Here is a 16,938-nt window from a genome sequence, read left to right on the forward strand (position 1 = left end):
TCTTTCACGATGCTCGGCTAAGGCGCACGATGGACCAATGACGGAACCATTGGCGCTGGCGTCGAGACGAGGACGCTGGGTTGTTGCCGCCACGGTTCTCGGTTCGAGTATGGCTGTCCTCGACGGCACGGTGGTCAACATCGCGTTGCCTCATATCGGCTCCGACCTAGGGTCCGGTGTGGCGGGCCTGCAGTGGACGCTCAGCGGGTACACCTTGGCGTTGGCGTCGTTGATCCTGCTCGGCGGCGCGCTGGGGGATCGGTGGGGCCGACGCCGGGTATTCGTATGGGGCACCGTGTGGTTCGCGGTGGCGTCGTTGCTGTGTGGAATTGCTCCTGACATCACGTTTCTGGTGGTGGCCAGAATTCTCCAAGGTGTCGGGGCGGCGCTGCTGACGCCTGGGAGTTTGGCCATCATCTCGGCGTCGTTGCGTGAGGAGGACCGGGGTGCGGCTATCGGATTGTGGTCGGGTCTCGGGGGAGTTGCAGGTGCCATCGGCCCGCTCTTCGGCGGTTGGCTTGTGGAGGTTGCCGGGTGGCGTTCGGTGTTCTTCCTGAACCTTCCACTTGCTGCCCTTGTGGTGTGGGCATCCGTGCGTCATGTTCCGGAGAGTCGTGACCCGAACCCGCCCGAGCGCCTCGATGTACTCGGATCTGCCTGGGCTGTGGTCGGTCTCGGCGCGATGACGTACGGGCTGATCGAGATGAACGTGCTTGCCGGTGTAGTGGGCGGGCTTGCCCTGGGTCTTTTTGTTGTCGTGGAACGACGTTCGCCGAGTGCACTGGTGCCGCCGTCGCTTTTCCGTTCGAGAATGTTCGTGGCAGCAAACCTGGTGACGCTGGCCGTGTACGCCGCGCTGGGTGGAGTGTTTTTCCTGTTGGTGCTGCAACTGCAACTTGTGGCCGGCTATTCGCCGGTAGCGGCCGGTGTAGCAACGATTCCGATTACGTTGGCGTTGTTGCTGTTCTCGTCGCGGGCAGGAAGATACGCGCAGACTCACGGACCGCGCTTGCCGATGACCGTCGGACCGTTGTTGGCGGCAGCGGGATTGGTACTGATGACGCGCATCGGTATTGATGCGTCGTACCTGACCGACGTGCTGCCCGGGGTGCTTGTCTTCGGTCTGGGTTTGTCCGTGATGGTGGCACCGTTGACTGCGGCGGTGCTGGGTTCGGTTCCGGGTGGAGCAGTCGGGAATTGCTTCCGGTGTGAACAATGCCGTTGCCCGAACCAGCCAATTGCTGGCGGTCGCTGCGTTGCCGGGAATTGCGGGGATCAACACCGAAGCCCTGGTGGACCCGGCACTGTTCTCGGACGGATTCACGGTAGCGATGTACATCTGCGTTGGACTCTTGCTGCTCGGCGCGGGTATTGCCGCCGTGTTGATCCGCACTCCGGAGGTGGAGCCGGCGGATTCGGTTGCCTGCAAACCGCACTGTGATCTGACAGGGCCTGCAGTGCAACCGAATCCGGCCGCGGACTAAGTGCTGATATCGCGATCGCGCTTGGGTACCAATGGGATTGCCGCAGCGGGGAACGCTGCGACTATCGCAAAAGCGATGGGATAGCCGACCAGTCCGATCAACGCGCCCACTACCGGACCGACCGCCGATGCGGCAATGAACTGCCCGGTGTTCTGGGCGCCCAAGGCTTTTCCCTGCCACTGGGGTCCCGCAGCTTCGGCGACAGATGTGAAGGCCAAGCCGTTGTCGGCAACACTGACGGTAGTGGCCAGCAGGAGTATCAGCGCCGGAATGCCCCAGGGGGTGGCGTCGGCCGCTGCCATAGCCAACATGACCACGGCGGCCGATATCGAAACCAGTCGCAGCGGGCCGACCCTGCTCCCGGCGCGGTCGCTCCAGACGCCCACGGCGATGCGTCCCAAAGCGCCCACGAACTGCGAAACCCCGATCAGAATGCCGGCTGGAGCGGCGTCCCAGTGCTGCTCACTGATCAGCCAAACCAGGCCGAACGTCGACAATGTGAACTGCGGGAACACCAGCAGTGCCGAAACGATGTGGATGCGCCACAGGAACCAGCTGGAGCGGTAGGGGTTGAGGGAGGCGCCGGGTGCCGCCGTGACGGCCGGACGTGGGGGATTGACCAGCGCAACTGCACAGATCAGAGCGAGCAGGCCGTTGAGAGCCACTGACAGTGCGACCGCCGAACCGATTCCGGTGTGGGCAGCCAGCGTCGGGATGGTGACCGATGCGATGGTCACACCCAACGGTTGGGACATCTGCCGGATGCCCATGGCCAGTCCGCGTCGATCCTTCGGGAACCAACCGACAACAACGCGTCCACTGGCGGCGTTGGTGCTGGCCGCCGCCATCCCGCCGAGCAGGAATGCAATACCCAGGAGTGCATAGTTATCGGTGGTGGTGGCAGCCAGGGCGGCGAGCGCGGTCAAGGCCAATCCGATGGAGATGACCCACTTCTCACCGAATCTGTCGGCCAGGGCTCCCCAGGCAACCAGTGTCAGCACCATACCGAAAGTGGTTGCAGCAGCAAGTGTTCCGGCCTGAGCCAGTGAGAGACCGTGCTCGGAGTGAAGCAGTGGAATCAGGAAGGCGGGAGTGCTGACGAAGACGGTACCTGCCGCCTGGGCTGCAACACCGATGCCGAGCATCGACCATGCCCGGGGTGAGACTGCTGATTTTTCCAGCTGCGACGGTGCGGTCATGTCTGCCTCCCAGTTTCGCCTTGATTCGACGGGTTCGAGACTACTCTCACCGTTTCATATGCTGATACATGTTTCTCGGATGCTGGGATGCATGTGTGCTGGGGATAGTGGTCTGTGGTTTGCGGGCGGCGTCCGGAGCCTCCGGTGGCCCCACTTCGATGGGGTGAACGTATCGCTACCGCGGTCAGACCGGGGTAGCGATACGTTCACTCGATGGGAGGTGGGGCGGGAAGCGGCAAATCGGGCGCGGCGGGTTAGCGGGGTCAGTTGAGGGGCAAGCGAACTGTGAAGACTGTGCTTCCATCTACGTGATCGATGTCGATGCTGCCGCCGTGCAGGCGTACGTTCTCGACGGTCAGTGACAGGCCGAGACCGCTGCCCTCACTGCGCCCGCGAGCGGTGTCTACCTTGAAGAACCGTCGGAAGATCGCTTGTCGATACTCCGGTGAAACTCCGGGTCCGTGGTCGACGACGTTGATGACGGCGTAGCCGGGTACAGTGCCTAGTTCGACGCGTACGGGTGGAGATCCGTGACGTAGGGCATTGCCGACGAGATTGGCGAGGACGATATCGATTCTGCGTGAATCAACTCGGGCACTGATGTTTTCGGGTGCGTAGAGTTCCACGATGTCGGACCAGCCCCGACTCTCCAGTGTGCGCTCGGTCAGGCTGACGAGGTCGATGTTGTCGAGTACGAGTCGTGCTTGTTGCGAGTCGTGGCGAGACATTTCGATGAGGTCTTCGACGAGTCTGGTGAGTTTTGTGATTTCGCTGCTCACGATTCGGGCGGCGGTGGCGGCGTCGGCCGGCAGGTTCGGTATCTCTTCGGACAGGATCTCGCTGACGGGTACGAGTGCTGCCAACGGAGTGCGAAGCTCGTGCGAGACGTCGGCGACAAATCTTCGGGACTGTTCTTCCGATTCCTTGAGTTCGTTGATCACAGCTTCGTTGCGCGCGACCATGTTGTTGAATGTTGTTGTCAACTGGGCTAATTCGGCCACGCCGTCTTCCGGTAGGCGGACGCTCAAGTCGCCGTCGGCGGCGCGTGATGCGGCTTCGTCGAGGCGTTTGAGCGGACGAACCAGTGTCGACGCTATCCAGAATCCGAGTAATCCGCTGATGAGGACACCGAGGGTGAGGGTGAGTCCTACGACCCGGAGGAGGTCGTTGAACTTGTCTTGCACTCCGATCAGGGGGCGGACCGCGACGGCTGTCACGACGGTCGGATTCTCGCTGCTGTCAGGCGTTGAGGTATCCGTGACCTCGACTGACATGCCGAGCAGGATTCGTTCGGAGTCGAGTCTCTCGAAACGCATCAACGTGATGCTGCCTCGGCCGTTCGAGAAGCTCGGCGGTATCCGGGACGGATCCAGGGTGTACTGGAGTATCTCGCCGTTCGAGAAGACGGTCATGTCGGACTGGAAGTGTTGCGCCAGATTCTCCGGTGTCAGTCCGTCGATGTACTGACCGTTGATCGGCGCTACCTCGTCCCGGAACTGCGCTGCTGCAACGTCTTGGGCGTTGGAGTAGATCCACGATCTCGCCATGTACGAGACTGCGCCGGCGGTCGCTCCGGCAATGACCACCACAATGGCGATGAACACGAGAACCAGGCGGGTGCGGAGGCCGTCGACGCGTAGCCAGGTCGGTTTCATCGGGGTTGGGGGTTGAAGCGGTAGCCGAATCCACGAACCGTTTCGATGAACGTCGGTTCGGCGGGGTCGTCTTCGATCTTGCTTCGGAGGCGTTGCACTGCGGCGTCGACGATGCGTGAATCTCCGAGGTATTCCTGATCCCAGGCGGCGGACAGCAGTTGTTGACGGCTCAGGACCAGCCCGGGATTCTGGGTCAGCGCCAGAATCAAGCGAATCTCGGTCGGGGTGAGGGTCAATTGTGCTCCGGCTTTGTGGATTTTGAGTGACGCTCGATCCACCTCCAAGTCTCCGAAAGTTTCGGCGGCAGGGAGTGTTTCAGTGGGCGGAGTGGTGGGCGCTGACCGCCGTACGACGGCTTTGATCCGGGCGTCGAGTACCCGCGGACTGGCGGGCTTGACGACGTAATCGTCGGCACCGGCTTCCAAACCAGCGACGGTATCGATGTCGTCGGATCGTGCGGTCAGGATGATGATGGGGATCGCGCTACGGGTGCGGATGCGTCGGCAGATTTCGTAGCCATCGGCACCTGGAAGTCCGAGATCGAGAAGTACCAGGTCCGCGGCGAGCAGAGCGTCGTCGAAATCGGTGTTGCCGTCGGGTCGATGGCTGACGGTGTGCCCGAGTCGGTTCAGCCCCAACATGATTGCTTCGGCGACGGCCGGATCGTCTTCTATGAAAAGAATGTTCACCATGATCCGGCACCTTCTGCAGTCGGAGGAATCTCGGTAAGCCCACAGTACAGGTGCCTCACACCGTCGAGAGTCGTTCGTTCCCGGGGTCGGCCAGTGCCGAGTGCGGTGGAATCGTGGTGTTCAACGGGAAAGCAGATACGGCGAGGGTGTAGCAGCCCACCAGAAGCAACGCACCGATCACGTCGCTCGGCCGGTGCCACTGTAGGACGATCACGGAGATCGCGGTGCCGATGACGATCAAGGCACCGTTGATCGCAACTATGGCGCGCCATCGATGGGGAGTTGCGAACACGATCGCGCAGACCAGAGCGGTAACAGCGGTCAGGGTGCCGCTGGGGAAGGAATTGTGCATGACAAGGCCGTTGAGATCTGGTCGCTGAAGCGACTGTTTGAGTGCCCAGGCTGTGGTGATCGGTCCCAGTGTTACGACGGCAACGCGGAGTGCCAGCGCAATTGGGTTGTTGCGCAACGTGATCATGAGTACCACGAGTACTCCTCCCACTATCAGAATCGGGGTGACCAGACCGATGAATGCCGCGGCCAGTGAGTCGAGATCCTCCGAGTAGGACGCGTCCCTCATGATCTGCTGGTCGACTATCTGACCGCCGGCAGTGTTGACCGCCAACTCGAATTCGATGATTCCCAAGACCAGAAGTACTAGTGCGGCAAACAGTCTCGGCAGTTTGATGCGTGTCATGGTCAGCCTTCCGCTCTCACGTCCGAGGGGTTGCTCAGTTGTAGGGGGCACTCGCCGCCGGGGGTAGTGGCCAATTCGAAATGCCACATTTCATTGGCGTAGGTCTGACACAGTCCGTAGTCGCTGCCGTGCTGGATGAGCCAGTCGTCGGCATTTGTCGGTCCGATGTCGACGGCTTGTCCGCTGACGTGTTTCGAGAGGTTCGGCGGGTGCACCCATTGTGCGGCTACGCTTGCGCTGCCGTACTTTACGACGGCGTCGTCCCAGAGACGCTGTTGAAATGCCGCGGATCGCCAACCCGACGTGACGTACAGGGCAACGCCGGATTTCTGTGCATCGGCCGCTGCCGAGTGAAGTGCAGCGAGCAGTGTGGTGTGCAGGCGTGCCAGCGCTGGCAAGTGTGTGTCGCTCGGGCTGATGCGGTCTTCGATCTCGCCGCCGGCGGGGCCTGAATCAGGTTGAGTGGCAAGATAGTTCCCGCTCTTCGGCTGGGCATCGTCGGTATACGAGCAGGCGGTGAGTCCGAGCACTCCGAGCGCGAGGAGGCAGGATATTCCGCGGGAGGTGGGCATGCAATTGAGAGTGCTCGGCCGTTGTCACGGTGAGATGGTGACACGTCGTCAACCGTGACACAGATTGCGACAACTCTGTAACAGCTTGGAACGGTGCGGGTAAGAGCTACTGCGGGCGCGGGATGGTGGCGAAGGTGGACAATTCGAACCAAGCCGGGAGGCCGTGACGCAGTGGTGCGGGCCCGGAAATGGTGATATCGCCGGATCTGACGGCGTCGGCCCAGGTCAGATTGCCGCGCCAGACTTCCGTCATCGGTCGCAACCCCGCAGATATCGATACCGTGACATCGAAGCCCGGATCGTTGTCGCACACGTCGACTTCGCCGGAGTTGATGACCAGCCACCAGTTCCGGGAATGCCCGGGTACTCCGGAGAAGGCGAAGTGGACTACAGCTTTTCCATCGGGGACTACGGAATGGTCTACGCGTCGATGCATGTCCCAGAGCAGAAGTTTCGGATCCAGATCTCCGTCTCCGAGTTCGCCGATCCAACGGGTGCCCCAGATTCCGAGTGCTTCGACGACGGGGCGGAGTTCTCGGCCGGCATCGGTGAGGCGGTAGGCGATGGCTCCGTCGCTGTCGTTTCGCTCCACGATGCCGGCGACGGTGAGTTGGTGCAGTCGTCTGGACAACAGTGTGGGAGACATTCGGGGAAGCCCTCGTCGTAGGTCGTTGAAGTGTTCACTTCCCATCATGAGTTCGCGGAGCAGCAGTAGTGTCCAGCGCTCGTCCAAGAGCTCCATCGCCTTCGCGACGGGGCAGAACTGGTGGTACGACGACCCCATGTATCGATCGTAGGCCGATGAGGTGCCGCGGTACAGATCTGGTACTGGAGAGGCTGCGAATCGCGTCGTAACGTCAACTGTCAGAACGGAAGTTTGTGTGAAAACAGTTGGAGGAGAATGTAATGACTGAATCAGTAGATGTGGTTGTCTCGGATCGGGCGCTCAAGTCCAAGCACCGGGCTATGTGGGGGTTGGGTGATTATCCGGCTGTGGCGTCGCAGGTTATCCCGGATCTCGGACCCGTCCTGGTGCAGGCGTGTGAGGTCGGGGAAGGTGACCGCGTCCTCGATATTGCAGCCGGGGCAGGTAACGCGGCTATTCCGGCAGCTGCGCGTGGGGCGGAGGTGGTGGCAACCGATCTCACTCCTGAACTGTTCGAGGCGGGAAAGCGTGCTGCGGCCGAAGCGGATGTCGAACTCGAGTGGAAGGCTGCCGACGCCGAGGATTTGCCCTTTGTCGATGGTGAATTCGACGTAGTGCTCTCGTGCGTCGGGGTCATGTTCGCGCCACACCATCAACGGGCAGCCGACGAGCTACTCCGAGTGTGTCGCGTCGGCGGTCGAGTCGGTGTACTGAGTTGGACCCCAACGGGTTTCATCGGAGAAATGTTCAAAGTGATGAAACCGTATGCGCCGGCTCCGCCGACCGGTGTGCAACCGGCGCCGCTGTGGGGTGACGAGAACCATGTGCGGGGGTTGTTCGGCGATTTGGTTGGTGATGTCGATGCGCGTCGAAAGATCTTGCACGTGGACAGGTTTGGTGGACCGGAGGAATTCCGCGGCTTCTTCAAGGCTAACTACGGTCCGACTATTGCCGTCTACCGCAATATCGCCGACGATCGCGACAGAACGGAGGCTCTGGATCGGGAACTGGTCGAGCTGGCTCGTAGGTACGACAACGACGACAGTTCCTTCAGTATGGACTGGGAGTACTTACTCGTGACCGGCGTCAGGGGTGTGTGATGACAAGTATTGATATCGAGGTGTTGAGATCCTCGATCACGGGGCCGGTGTTCGGTCGCGATGACGAGGGTTACGACGATGCTCGGTCGATCTGGAATGGTCAGATCGACCATCGGCCAGGGGTGATAGCGCGGTGTCGGGGATCAGCAGACGTGGTGCAAACGTTGAGATTTGCCCGAGACAACTCGCTAGAAGTGTCGGTGCGGGGCGGTGGACATTCTTACCGCGGCGCATCCGTGTGCGAGGGAGGTCTGATGGTTGATCTCAGTGCGCTCAACAGTGTGAATGTTGATCCGAACCTGCGCCGAGCACGGGCCGGTGGCGGAGCGACGATGGCGAACCTCGACTCGGCGACTCAGGAGCACGGTTTGGTTGTGACGGGTGGGGTGATCAGCGATACCGGAATCGGTGGGTTGACCCTCGGCGGCGGGATGGGGTGGTTGACGCGATCACTCGGATTGTCGATCGACAACCTGGCGTCGGCGGAGGTTGTGCTTGCCGACGGTCGGGTGGTACGCGCTTCCGAAGACGACCATCCCGACTTGTTCTGGGCGCTGCGCGGTGGCGGCGGCAATTTCGGGGTGGTGACGGAGTTCGAGTATCGGTTGAGTGAGGTAGGCCCCGAGGTGCATTTGGGATTGTTTTTCTGGGGCATGGACGACGGACCGGATGCGCTGCGTCTGTTCCGTGAGGTGGTGCCCGCGCTGCCGGGCAATGTCGGTGCGTTGGTGGCTGTCAGTTTGTCTGCGCCGCCCGCGCCGTTCGTTCCGGAGCAGTTTCATCTCCGTCCCGGATATGCCTTGCTGGTAGCGGGTTTCGGATCTGCGCAGGACCATGAGAAAGCGATTGCGCCGATTCGTGAGGGGTTGGAACCGCTGTTCGAGTTTGTCACGCCGCTCCCGTACGTCGGGTTGCAGTCGATGCTCGACGAGTCCGAACCTTGGGGTGCATACGCGTACGAGAAGGCCTTGGATCTCGAGGATTTCTCCGATGAGGTGATCGACGTTCTGACCGAGCATGCGGGGAAGAAATTGTCACCGATGTCTTTCATGCCGATCTTTCCGATGCAGGGTGCTTTCACCTCCGTCGGCGAGGACGAGACGGCATTCGGGGGTACGCGTACTCCGCACTATGTGTGCAACATGACGGCCACGGCAACAGATGAGGGAACGTTGGATCTGGATCGAGAGTGGGTGCGTGATACCTGGGAAGCATTGCGTCCCTTGTCGTCCAATCAGGGTGGGTATGTCAACTTCATGACCGATGCGGACGAAGATCGAGTCCGCAGTTCGTACGGGACTGGCAAGTACGAACGTTTGGCACGGATCAAGGCGGAGTACGACCCGGACAACGTCTTTCATCTCAATGCCAACATCAAGCCGGCTGGTGCAGTCAGGCAGTGAGCACCAGGATGACGACGATGATCGTGGCGAGAACGATGATCGCCACCATTGCTGTCATAGCGATAGGAGCCCAGGCGACGACCTTGTCCCGAGTGCTCGCATCTGCTGGCCCGGTGGGCATCCGCGGTGGCCACGAGAACAAATCCAGTGGGCTGGGTACGGAGCCGAGCGGCGTATTTTGTTGGACCGCAGGCAATCCGGTGACGGTGGGGCCGACCAACCGGTTGCGCCGGTGCGGATCGGGGAGTTGCGTGGTGCGGTGTGCCCAGGCCGGAACGACGCCCTCGGACGAGTACAGCGGTGTGCCGATCAGTTGGTCGATGGAATCACCGTTGGTGGCGACAGCGGCGAGTGCGTCGCGGGCCTGCGCCATGGTGGGCCGACGCGTCGGATCCGGTGCGAGCAATTGAAGTAGGACGTCGGTGAGCGGCCCGGATTTGGTGGGGCGGTAGATCTCGGCCTTGGCGACGCGGTGCAACAGTGCGATGGGATCGGAGTCGATTCCGAATGGCGGTTGACCTTCGATGACGGTGTAGAGCGTCGAGCCGAGGGAAAACACGTCACTGGCTTCGGTGGGGTCGTCGCCACGCGCAACTTCGGGGGCGAAGTACGCCGGTGTGCCGGTGATGACCTCGTCCTGATGATCGGGTCCATCGCTTTTGGCGCGTGCGATCCCGAAGTCGCTGATCTTGACGATGCCGAGAGATGCGCCACGGTCGGCGATGAGGATGTTGCCGGGTTTGATGTCTCGATGCACGATGCCGGCGGCGTGTGACTCGGTGAGTGCGGCGGCGATCTGTGCGCCGATCTGCGCGACTTCGAAGGGCGGCAGTGCGTCGGCGATGTTCATGGCCTGGGCGAGGCTGCGCGACGGGAAGTACTCCATGACGAGCCACGGTTCGCCGGCTTCGAGAGCGACGTCGTACATCCCGATGGAGTGGGGATGTGAGAGTTTGGCGGCGTTGCGGCCTTCGCGCATTGTGCGTTCGCGGATCTCTTCGGCGCTCTCGTCGTCGAGCCCGGCCGTAGTAGTGACCTGTTTCACCGCGACGTCGCGGCTGAGGAGGGTGTCGCGGGCAAGCCAGACGGCACCCATGCCACCTCCGCCGATTTTGGAGCGGAGTCGGTACCGCCCCGCCAGCAGGTATTCGGGGCCGATGCCCCTCCCGGTCTGCTCTCGAACTGTCACAAGTTCAAGGTTAGTGGATTGATACGCCTGTGACCCTCGAGGTTGGTGTGAACTGGGCCCTTTGTCCCGCCTTGACGTGCCGTAAGTGACAGGCTTTACTGGAAAACAATTCGAAAATATGTTCGATTTGTTGTCTGTTCGACGCGTGTCAGACCTCGACTTCCCCGTGGTTTGCCGGCTGGTTATGGATCACCGGAGTTTTGAGAACGGGGATGAAAAAGAGGTGGCCGAAGTACTGGAGTCATCAATCGACGGGTCGGGTTTATCTCGACAAGATCGGTTGACGCATCTCCGCAGTCGAATGGCATCCATTCCGGCGCGTGGCGGCGAACCGACTCTGTCGCCGTTTCCTGTCGAGGGCGCGGTAGATGAGACGAGGGCAAGCGTGGCAGGCATCTTGCCGGTGCCTGCCGGTATCGCCCAGTTGCTGCCACAGGGCGGATTGGTGCGGGGCACCGTGGTGTCCGTGGAAGGGGCGGCGTCGCTGCTTGTGGGGCTGATGGCATCGGTGACTGCTTCGGGTGGGCATGTTGCCGTCATCGGCCAGCCTCGGTTGGGAGTGTTGGCTGCCTACGAGATGGGTGCGAAGTTGGAGCGTTTGGCCTTCATACCGGCTCCCGGCCCCGATCCGGTCGAGGTCGCCGCCGTGCTGCTCGACGGTATGGACCTGGTGATTTTAGGATTGGCCGGGGCGTCGGTGCCACCGTCGCGGGCGCGGGCAGTGGTGGCGCGCGCTCGAAGTAAGGGTTCCACTCTTGTTGTGACAGATGGCCATTGGGATGGCGCGGAGATCCGGCTGGATGCGCGGGTCGATGGTTACGGTGGCTTCGGTCAGGGGCGGGCGCTGGGGCGGGGGCGACTCGAATCGCTCAGTCTTGCAGTGCGTGCGCGCGGGCGTTCGTTTCAGCCGCGCACCACACGTCTGGATATTTGCAGTGCGGCCGGACGCGTGGAATGGCGGCCGACGCGTGAGGTAAGTGCAGCTCAGGTGGTGGCGCTGTGAGCAGGGTTCTGGCTCTGTGGTGCCCGGACTGGCCTGCGGTGGCAGCGGCTGCGCTGGCAGATCTTCCGGCTACACATCCGGTGGCTGTCATCTCCGGCAACCGGGTGATTGCGTGCAGTGCGACGGCACGGTCCGAAGGGGTTCGGCGCGGATTGCGCAGACGCGAGTCGCAGGCGCGGTGTCCGGAACTGTATGTGGCGGTAGCAGATCCGGAGCGCGATGCCCGGTTGTTCGAGCCGGTTGCGGCCGCGGTCGATGCGGCAGCGCCTGGTATAGAAGTGCTACGTCCGGGGCTGTTGGTACTGAGTGCGCGTGGTGTCAGCCGGTATTTCGGCAGCGAGGAAGCTGCAGCGGAGCGGTTGGTGGATCAGGTTGCGGCGGCAGGCGTCGAATGCCAGGTAGGGGTGGCAGATCAGCTGTCGACGGCGGTGATTGCCGCGCGCAGAGCTGTACTGGTTCCGCCCGGCGGCGGTGCGAGTTTCCTTGCACCACTGCCGATGTCGGAGCTATCGGCTGAGCCCAGTTTGTCTGCGCGTCATCGCGGCGAGTTGGTGGACTTGCTGCATCGCCTCGGGATCAGAACTATCGGGTCGTTTGCCGACTTACCTGCCGTCGATGTGGCGTCGAGGTTCGGTACCGATGCGGTACTGGCACACCGGGCAGCCCGCGGTGAACCTGAGCGGCCACCGTCGGCGCGGACACTGCCGCCGGATCTCGAAGTGGAGCAGCAGTACAACCCGTCCATCGAGCGAGTGGATGCGGCAGCCTTCGCCGGACGAGCGTTGGCGAGTCTCCTGCATGACAAGTTGTCGGGAGCGGCAGTTGCCTGCACTCGGTTGCTGATCTCGGCGAGTACCGGGAACGGTGAGCATCTCTCTCGTACGTGGCGCTGCGCGGAGCCGTTGACGCCGGAGGGAACGGCAGATCGGGTGCGGTGGCAACTCGACGGATGGTTGAGTGGGCGCAGCGAAGCCAAACCCACCGCCGGAATCGCGGTACTGCGTCTGGAACCGGTGGAAGTGGTCAGCGCCGGCGCTTTGCAATTGGGTCTGTGGGGTGGGGTGGGCGACGAGGACGAACGGGCCAGGCGCGCGTTGGTTCGAGTGCAAGGATTGTTGGGCGGCGAGTCGGTTCAGGTGGGTGTTCTCAGTGGAGGAAGAGGCCCATTGGAGCGAATTACCTTGTTGCCCTTGGGCGATGAACGTGTGGCGGCGCACGACCCGACGTCGCCGTGGCCGGGGCGACTGCCGCAGCCGGCCCCGGGATCGATCTTCGTCGACAATCCGAAGGTAGTGCTCCGGGATGCGTCGGGCACCGCGGTGTACGTCACCGAACGAGGGGTGTTCAGTGCGAGGCCTGCGAGGCTGACATGGGGAAGCAAGGAATGGGCCGTGCAGGGCTGGGCAGGGCCGTGGCCTGTTGACGAGAGGTGGTGGGACACGGCAGCGGTGCGGACGGCGGCACGGGCGCAGGTGTTGTTGGAACAATCGCGGGCTCTGTTGGTGATTTGTGAAGGGGGAAGGTGGTCGGTGGAAGGCGTGTACGAGTGAGCGGGTCTACTCTGGGATCTCGTGAGTGTCGCTAACGTACGTAGTGCCGGTGGAGTCGAAATCAGCTATCGCGATTCCGGAGCCAACTCGAGTGCTGCCGAACTTCCGCCCGTCGTCCTGATCCACGGGATGGGCGGTGACAGCGGAACCTGGGACAGGTTCGCCCGGGCTTTACGGTCTCGCGATCGGCGGGTTGTGTCTGCAGATCTTCGTGGACACGGGCGGAGCGACAGGGCGTCGTCGTACCTGTTCGAGGAGTTTGCCGAAGACGTCATGGACGTGTGCGATCACTTGGAATTCGATCAAGTCGATGTGGTGGGGCACTCTCTTGGCGGGCATGCAGCGTCGTTGATTGCGCAGAAACGACCCGCCGGAGTCCGCAAATTGGTTATCGAGGAAGCTCCGATCCCGCTACGTGACGGCGATCCAGAACAGGTGTTCACAAAAAAGTTACCGAGCGTCCCTGAATTATGGTATGCCACAACAAGTTTGGTTCGCCATCCGCGTGCTGCGTTTTCATTCGATCGGTCGATGACAGGGTCGGCGCTCGAGCAGTTTCGCAGACCGGACCAGCAATGGTGGGACAGGCTGCCGTTGATCGAAGCAGATACCTTGTTCTTGCGCGGTGGACTCGGAGGCCTGGTCGATCCGGATCGCCTCCGCGAAGTTGCGACCACGCTCAGACGCTGTGAGGTCGTGTCATTTCGCACCGGTCACAGTGTTCATCGGGACGGCTACCGCGAATTCGAGTCTGCAGTAGTGCCGTTCATTTCCTGAATCGAAACGAGCCTGAATCGAAACGAGCCTGAATCGAAACGAATATGTGTAATAAGCGGCAAAACGGTCAACTCTGAGGACACACTCTCGAGAGGACGCATTCCGTGAGCCCAGAACCTGCGAACGTCCACCATCTCAGTCATGGAGTTCCCCGTCGGATGTTCTTGGGTGGTGTGGGCGCGGTGGTTCTTGCAGGTATGGCGGATATCGGGTCGGCGACCGCCGCAGACACGCCGGCAAGGAAAGCGCCCAGTGATTCATTTCCGGCCCAGCCCAATATCGTGGTCATCATTACCGACCAGGAACGGCGTCCGATGTACTGGCCGCAAGGATGGGTCGAGCGGAATCTTCCTAACCGACAACGGATTGCGGCTCACGGACTCACATTCGATCAAGCCGTGTGCAATACGGCGATGTGTTCGCCCAGTCGCAGCACATTCTTCACCGGTCTGTATCCGGCGCAGCATGGCGTGACCAGAACCCTCACCGAGGGCGGCACGGTATCTCCGACGGAACCGCAATTGCAGACGTCGGAGCAGAACATGGCCAAGATGTTGGCGTCGGCTGGCTACAACGTTCATTACCGTGGGAAATGGCATTTGAGTAAGGGTGCCGACGGCGGAGATCCCACCAGCGACGACATTGCGGCATTCGGTTTCGAGGGATGGGTGCCTCCGGATGCCGGTCAGGACACCAATCCCGATCATTTCGGCGGGGGATGTGCCGATCATGACCGTCGCGCCGCGGAAGAAGCGGTCGAATTCCTTACCGGTCCAGATGCTAAGGGAGAAAAACCTTTTGCGCTCATTGTCTCGTTTGTCAATCCGCATGACGTGCTTGCCTACCCGCAATCGTGGAATGCCATGAACGGTACGTGCGACAACTACGGGTCGGACGCACCCGGTTCGTTCGAGCAGGGCATCGAACTGCCGCCGACCTTCGACGAAATTTTGGCTTTCAATCACAAACCGACTGCGCAAGTTCAATCCGAATTGTTGCTTGCCGCCGGACTCGGCCCACTGCTCGGACCGGACCAGGCCAAGAACTACATCAACTTCTACGCCTACATGCACAAGGTGGTGGACGAGCACATCGGCAGTGTGCTCGACGCGTTGGAAGCCACCCCGCAGATGCTCGATCAGACCGTCATCGTGCGTATGTCCGATCACGGCGAGATGGGGATGTCGCATGGAGGGCTCCGGCAGAAGGTGTTCAATGCCTACGAGGAAACTCTGCGCGTCCCGCTTGTGATCAGCAATCCGTTGTTGTTCCCCAATCCGGTACAGACGGATGCCTTGGCGTCGTTGATCGATGTGGTGCCGACGCTCGCGAACCTCGCCCAGGTACCGGACCGAGATGCGTGGAACTTCCTCGGAACGGATCTGACACCGGTGATTGTCGACGCGGCGGCCTACCCGAACGCGCCGAGCATGCAGGTCCAGGACACGATTCTCTTCACCTACGACGATCAGAACTGTGCGACACCGGACGGTCAGAACATTGTTACGCAGCCGAACCATATTCGCTGTATCCGGGATAGTCGCTGGAAGTACACGATGTACTTCGACCCGGCGGGAGTTGCTGCGCCCCAGTACGAGTTGTACGACATGGCGGCCGATCCACTGGAGCTGAACAACCTTGCGAACCCGCTCAACTTTGCGTTCTACCAACCAGCCAAAGCTGCCGAGATGAACACAAAACTCTTCGCGGCGATGCAATCCAAGGGTGTTTCCCTGGCCGAATCGAGCAATGTTCCGCAAAACTGATTCACGTTGTAGTTCAGCGGGCATTCTGGTGGGGCATATGTCTTCGTTTCGGGAAGAAGGAATGTCATGACTGTCACCTCGCCGGGGCGAGAAGGTTTCAGCACTCTCCGATCGGGAGGGCTGAACTGGAACTCCTTCCCGCTTCGTTTGTTCACCAAAGGAAATGCCAAATTTTGGAACCCGGCCGACTTGGATTTTTCGCAGGACGCCCAGGACTGGCAGGAATTGACCAGCGAGCAGCAACGTAGTGCCACATTCTTGTGTGCGCAGTTCATCGCCGGAGAAGAAGCCGTCACCGAGGACATTCAACCGTTCATGAAGGCAATGTCCACCGAGGGCCGGTTCGGTGACGAGATGTATCTGACTCAGTTCTGTTTCGAGGAAGCCAAGCACACTCAGGTTTTCCGGCTCTGGATGGATGCGGTCGGGCTCACCGACGATTTGCATTCTTACGTCGCCGACAATCCCTACTACCGCCAACTGTTCTACGACGAGTTGCCGTCGTCGTTGCGGATACTTCAGACCGATCCCAGCCCCGTCAATCAGGTGCGTGCGAGCGTCACCTATAACCACGTCATCGAAGGCAGTCTTGCATTGACAGGTTATTACGCCTGGCAGAAGGTGTGTGCCACCCGCGGAATCCTGCCCGGTATGCAACAGCTGATCAAAAAGATCGGCGACGACGAACGGCGCCATATGGCGTGGGGGACTTTCACCTGCCGTAGGCATGTGGCGGCGGACGACTCCAACTGGGACGTCGTCCAGCAGCGGATGGGGGAATTGATGCCTATGGCTCTCGGAATGATCAACTGGGTCAACGATCAATTTGAGGTGCAGCCTTTCGGCCTCGACAACCAGGAATTTCTCGAGTACGCCGCAGATCGTGCGCAGCGACGCTTGTCTGCAATCGAGTCGGCACGGGGACGCGATGTAGCCGAGATCGACTTGGACTACTCGCCCGAGACCCTCGAGGAGAAGTTCGGCGAAGAAGACGCGGCAGCGATGAGTGAGGCTGCTGGTTAAGGTGCCCAAACCGTAAGCGGCGGTGGCTTTTACGACTATTCGGACTATTCCGACCGATTTGCCCGTGACTGTTGTCTCCGAACATAGTTTCGAATACGGTGGAGGGATGTTGGAGTCGGGGGTGGGAAATTACGGTCCGTCAGCGCAGCTGACCGGTGCCGAATCCGATTGCGCCCTCGTCG

14 protein-coding genes and 1 pseudogene are annotated in these 16,938 nt (G+C 61.1%); 8 read left to right on the forward strand and 7 right to left on the reverse strand.

All coding sequences use genetic code 11. From position 1 onward, the window contains the following. Nucleotides 1-37: 37 nt before the first annotated feature. Nucleotides 38-1,484: pseudogene (locus tag MTX36_RS17040) on the forward strand (MFS transporter). On the opposite strand, the gene MTX36_RS17045 reads toward MTX36_RS17040, so the two are convergent. The 6 genes from MTX36_RS17045 to MTX36_RS17070 form a co-directional block, all read right to left on the reverse strand. Further along, the gene (locus MTX36_RS17045; RefSeq protein ID WP_243620895.1) at nucleotides 1,481-2,683 is read right to left on the reverse strand and encodes an MFS transporter; all 1,203 of its coding nucleotides are present in this window, start codon (nucleotides 2,681-2,683) and stop codon (nucleotides 1,481-1,483) included. The pseudogene MTX36_RS17040 and the gene MTX36_RS17045 sit on opposite strands and share 4 nt — an antisense overlap. A 263-nt stretch (nucleotides 2,684-2,946) precedes the next feature. After that, nucleotides 2,947-4,338 (reverse strand): cell wall metabolism sensor histidine kinase WalK, encoded by a 1,392-nt coding sequence (locus MTX36_RS17050; protein WP_243620896.1) that lies wholly within the window; start codon nucleotides 4,336-4,338, stop codon nucleotides 2,947-2,949. Beyond that, nucleotides 4,335-5,030 (reverse strand): winged helix-turn-helix domain-containing protein, encoded by a 696-nt coding sequence (locus MTX36_RS17055; protein WP_243620897.1) that lies wholly within the window; start codon nucleotides 5,028-5,030, stop codon nucleotides 4,335-4,337. The genes MTX36_RS17050 and MTX36_RS17055 overlap by 4 nt, the downstream gene beginning before the upstream one ends. Nucleotides 5,031-5,085: 55 nt before the next feature. After that, nucleotides 5,086-5,727, reverse strand: a complete 642-nt coding sequence (locus MTX36_RS17060) for a phosphatase PAP2 family protein (protein WP_243620898.1) — start codon at nucleotides 5,725-5,727, stop codon at nucleotides 5,086-5,088. 2 nt (nucleotides 5,728-5,729) lie between these two features. Continuing rightward, complete coding sequence (locus MTX36_RS17065) at nucleotides 5,730-6,299, reverse strand: M15 family metallopeptidase (RefSeq protein ID WP_243620899.1); 570 nt, start codon at nucleotides 6,297-6,299, stop codon at nucleotides 5,730-5,732. A gap of 106 nt (nucleotides 6,300-6,405) precedes the next feature. Then, on the reverse strand, nucleotides 6,406-7,083 hold the full coding sequence (locus MTX36_RS17070) for a helix-turn-helix domain-containing protein (protein WP_243620900.1): 678 nt from the start codon (nucleotides 7,081-7,083) through the stop codon (nucleotides 6,406-6,408). 122 nt (nucleotides 7,084-7,205) lie between these two features. On the opposite strand from MTX36_RS17070, the gene MTX36_RS17075 reads away from it, so the two are divergent. After that, nucleotides 7,206-8,045, forward strand: coding sequence for a class I SAM-dependent methyltransferase (locus MTX36_RS17075; protein ID WP_243620901.1), 840 nt, complete (start codon nucleotides 7,206-7,208; stop codon nucleotides 8,043-8,045). After that, complete coding sequence (locus tag MTX36_RS17080; RefSeq protein ID WP_243620902.1) at nucleotides 8,045-9,448, forward strand: FAD-binding oxidoreductase; 1,404 nt, start codon at nucleotides 8,045-8,047, stop codon at nucleotides 9,446-9,448. Before MTX36_RS17075 ends, MTX36_RS17080 begins: the two co-directional genes overlap by 1 nt. On the opposite strand, the gene MTX36_RS17085 is transcribed toward MTX36_RS17080, so the two are convergent. After that, on the reverse strand, nucleotides 9,438-10,637 hold the full coding sequence (locus MTX36_RS17085) for a serine/threonine-protein kinase (protein WP_243620903.1): 1,200 nt from the start codon (nucleotides 10,635-10,637) through the stop codon (nucleotides 9,438-9,440). The genes MTX36_RS17080 and MTX36_RS17085 overlap by 11 nt on opposite strands. A gap of 301 nt (nucleotides 10,638-10,938) precedes the next feature. On the opposite strand from MTX36_RS17085, the gene MTX36_RS17090 reads away from it, so the two are divergent. The 5 genes from MTX36_RS17090 (at nucleotide 10,939) to MTX36_RS17110 (ending at nucleotide 16,756) form a co-directional block, all read left to right on the forward strand. Then, nucleotides 10,939-11,640, forward strand: a complete 702-nt coding sequence (locus tag MTX36_RS17090; protein WP_374230497.1) for a hypothetical protein — start codon at nucleotides 10,939-10,941, stop codon at nucleotides 11,638-11,640. Beyond that, nucleotides 11,637-13,190, forward strand: coding sequence for a DNA polymerase Y family protein (locus MTX36_RS17095; protein WP_243620904.1), 1,554 nt, complete (start codon nucleotides 11,637-11,639; stop codon nucleotides 13,188-13,190). The genes MTX36_RS17090 and MTX36_RS17095 overlap by 4 nt, the downstream gene beginning before the upstream one ends. Before the next feature lie 21 nt (nucleotides 13,191-13,211). Continuing rightward, entirely contained in the window at nucleotides 13,212-13,967 is a 756-nt protein-coding gene (locus MTX36_RS17100) for an alpha/beta fold hydrolase (RefSeq protein ID WP_243620905.1), read from the forward strand. 104 nt (nucleotides 13,968-14,071) lie between these two features. Then, the gene (locus tag MTX36_RS17105; RefSeq protein WP_243620906.1) at nucleotides 14,072-15,733 is read left to right on the forward strand and encodes a sulfatase-like hydrolase/transferase; all 1,662 of its coding nucleotides are present in this window, start codon (nucleotides 14,072-14,074) and stop codon (nucleotides 15,731-15,733) included. Between the two features lie 66 nt (nucleotides 15,734-15,799). Next, entirely contained in the window at nucleotides 15,800-16,756 is a 957-nt protein-coding gene (locus tag MTX36_RS17110) for a R2-like ligand-binding oxidase (RefSeq protein ID WP_243620907.1), read from the forward strand. Nucleotides 16,757-16,938: the final 182 nt, after the last annotated feature.

It is taken from the genome of Rhodococcus sp. ARC_M6 (assembly GCF_022810305.1).
GTDB lineage: Bacteria > Actinomycetota > Actinomycetes > Mycobacteriales > Mycobacteriaceae > Rhodococcus_F.

Bases quoted from the DNA above. Each gene is read 5' to 3' on its own strand.
- MTX36_RS17045 (WP_243620895.1), bottom strand. From the start codon at position 2,683: ATGACCGCACCGTCGCAGCTGGAAAAATCAGCAGTCTCACCCCGGGCA.
- MTX36_RS17050 (WP_243620896.1), bottom strand. From the start codon at position 4,338: ATGAAACCGACCTGGCTACGCGTCGACGGCCTCCGCACCCGCCTGGTT.
- MTX36_RS17055 (WP_243620897.1), bottom strand. From the start codon at position 5,030: ATGGTGAACATTCTTTTCATAGAAGACGATCCGGCCGTCGCCGAAGCA.
- MTX36_RS17060 (WP_243620898.1), bottom strand. From the start codon at position 5,727: ATGACACGCATCAAACTGCCGAGACTGTTTGCCGCACTAGTACTTCTG.
- MTX36_RS17065 (WP_243620899.1), bottom strand. From the start codon at position 6,299: ATGCCCACCTCCCGCGGAATATCCTGCCTCCTCGCGCTCGGAGTGCTC.
- MTX36_RS17070 (WP_243620900.1), bottom strand. From the start codon at position 7,083: ATGGGGTCGTCGTACCACCAGTTCTGCCCCGTCGCGAAGGCGATGGAG.
- MTX36_RS17075 (WP_243620901.1), top strand. From the start codon at position 7,206: ATGACTGAATCAGTAGATGTGGTTGTCTCGGATCGGGCGCTCAAGTCC.
- MTX36_RS17080 (WP_243620902.1), top strand. From the start codon at position 8,045: ATGACAAGTATTGATATCGAGGTGTTGAGATCCTCGATCACGGGGCCG.
- MTX36_RS17090 (WP_374230497.1), top strand. From the start codon at position 10,939: ATGGCATCCATTCCGGCGCGTGGCGGCGAACCGACTCTGTCGCCGTTT.
- MTX36_RS17110 (WP_243620907.1), top strand. From the start codon at position 15,800: ATGACTGTCACCTCGCCGGGGCGAGAAGGTTTCAGCACTCTCCGATCG.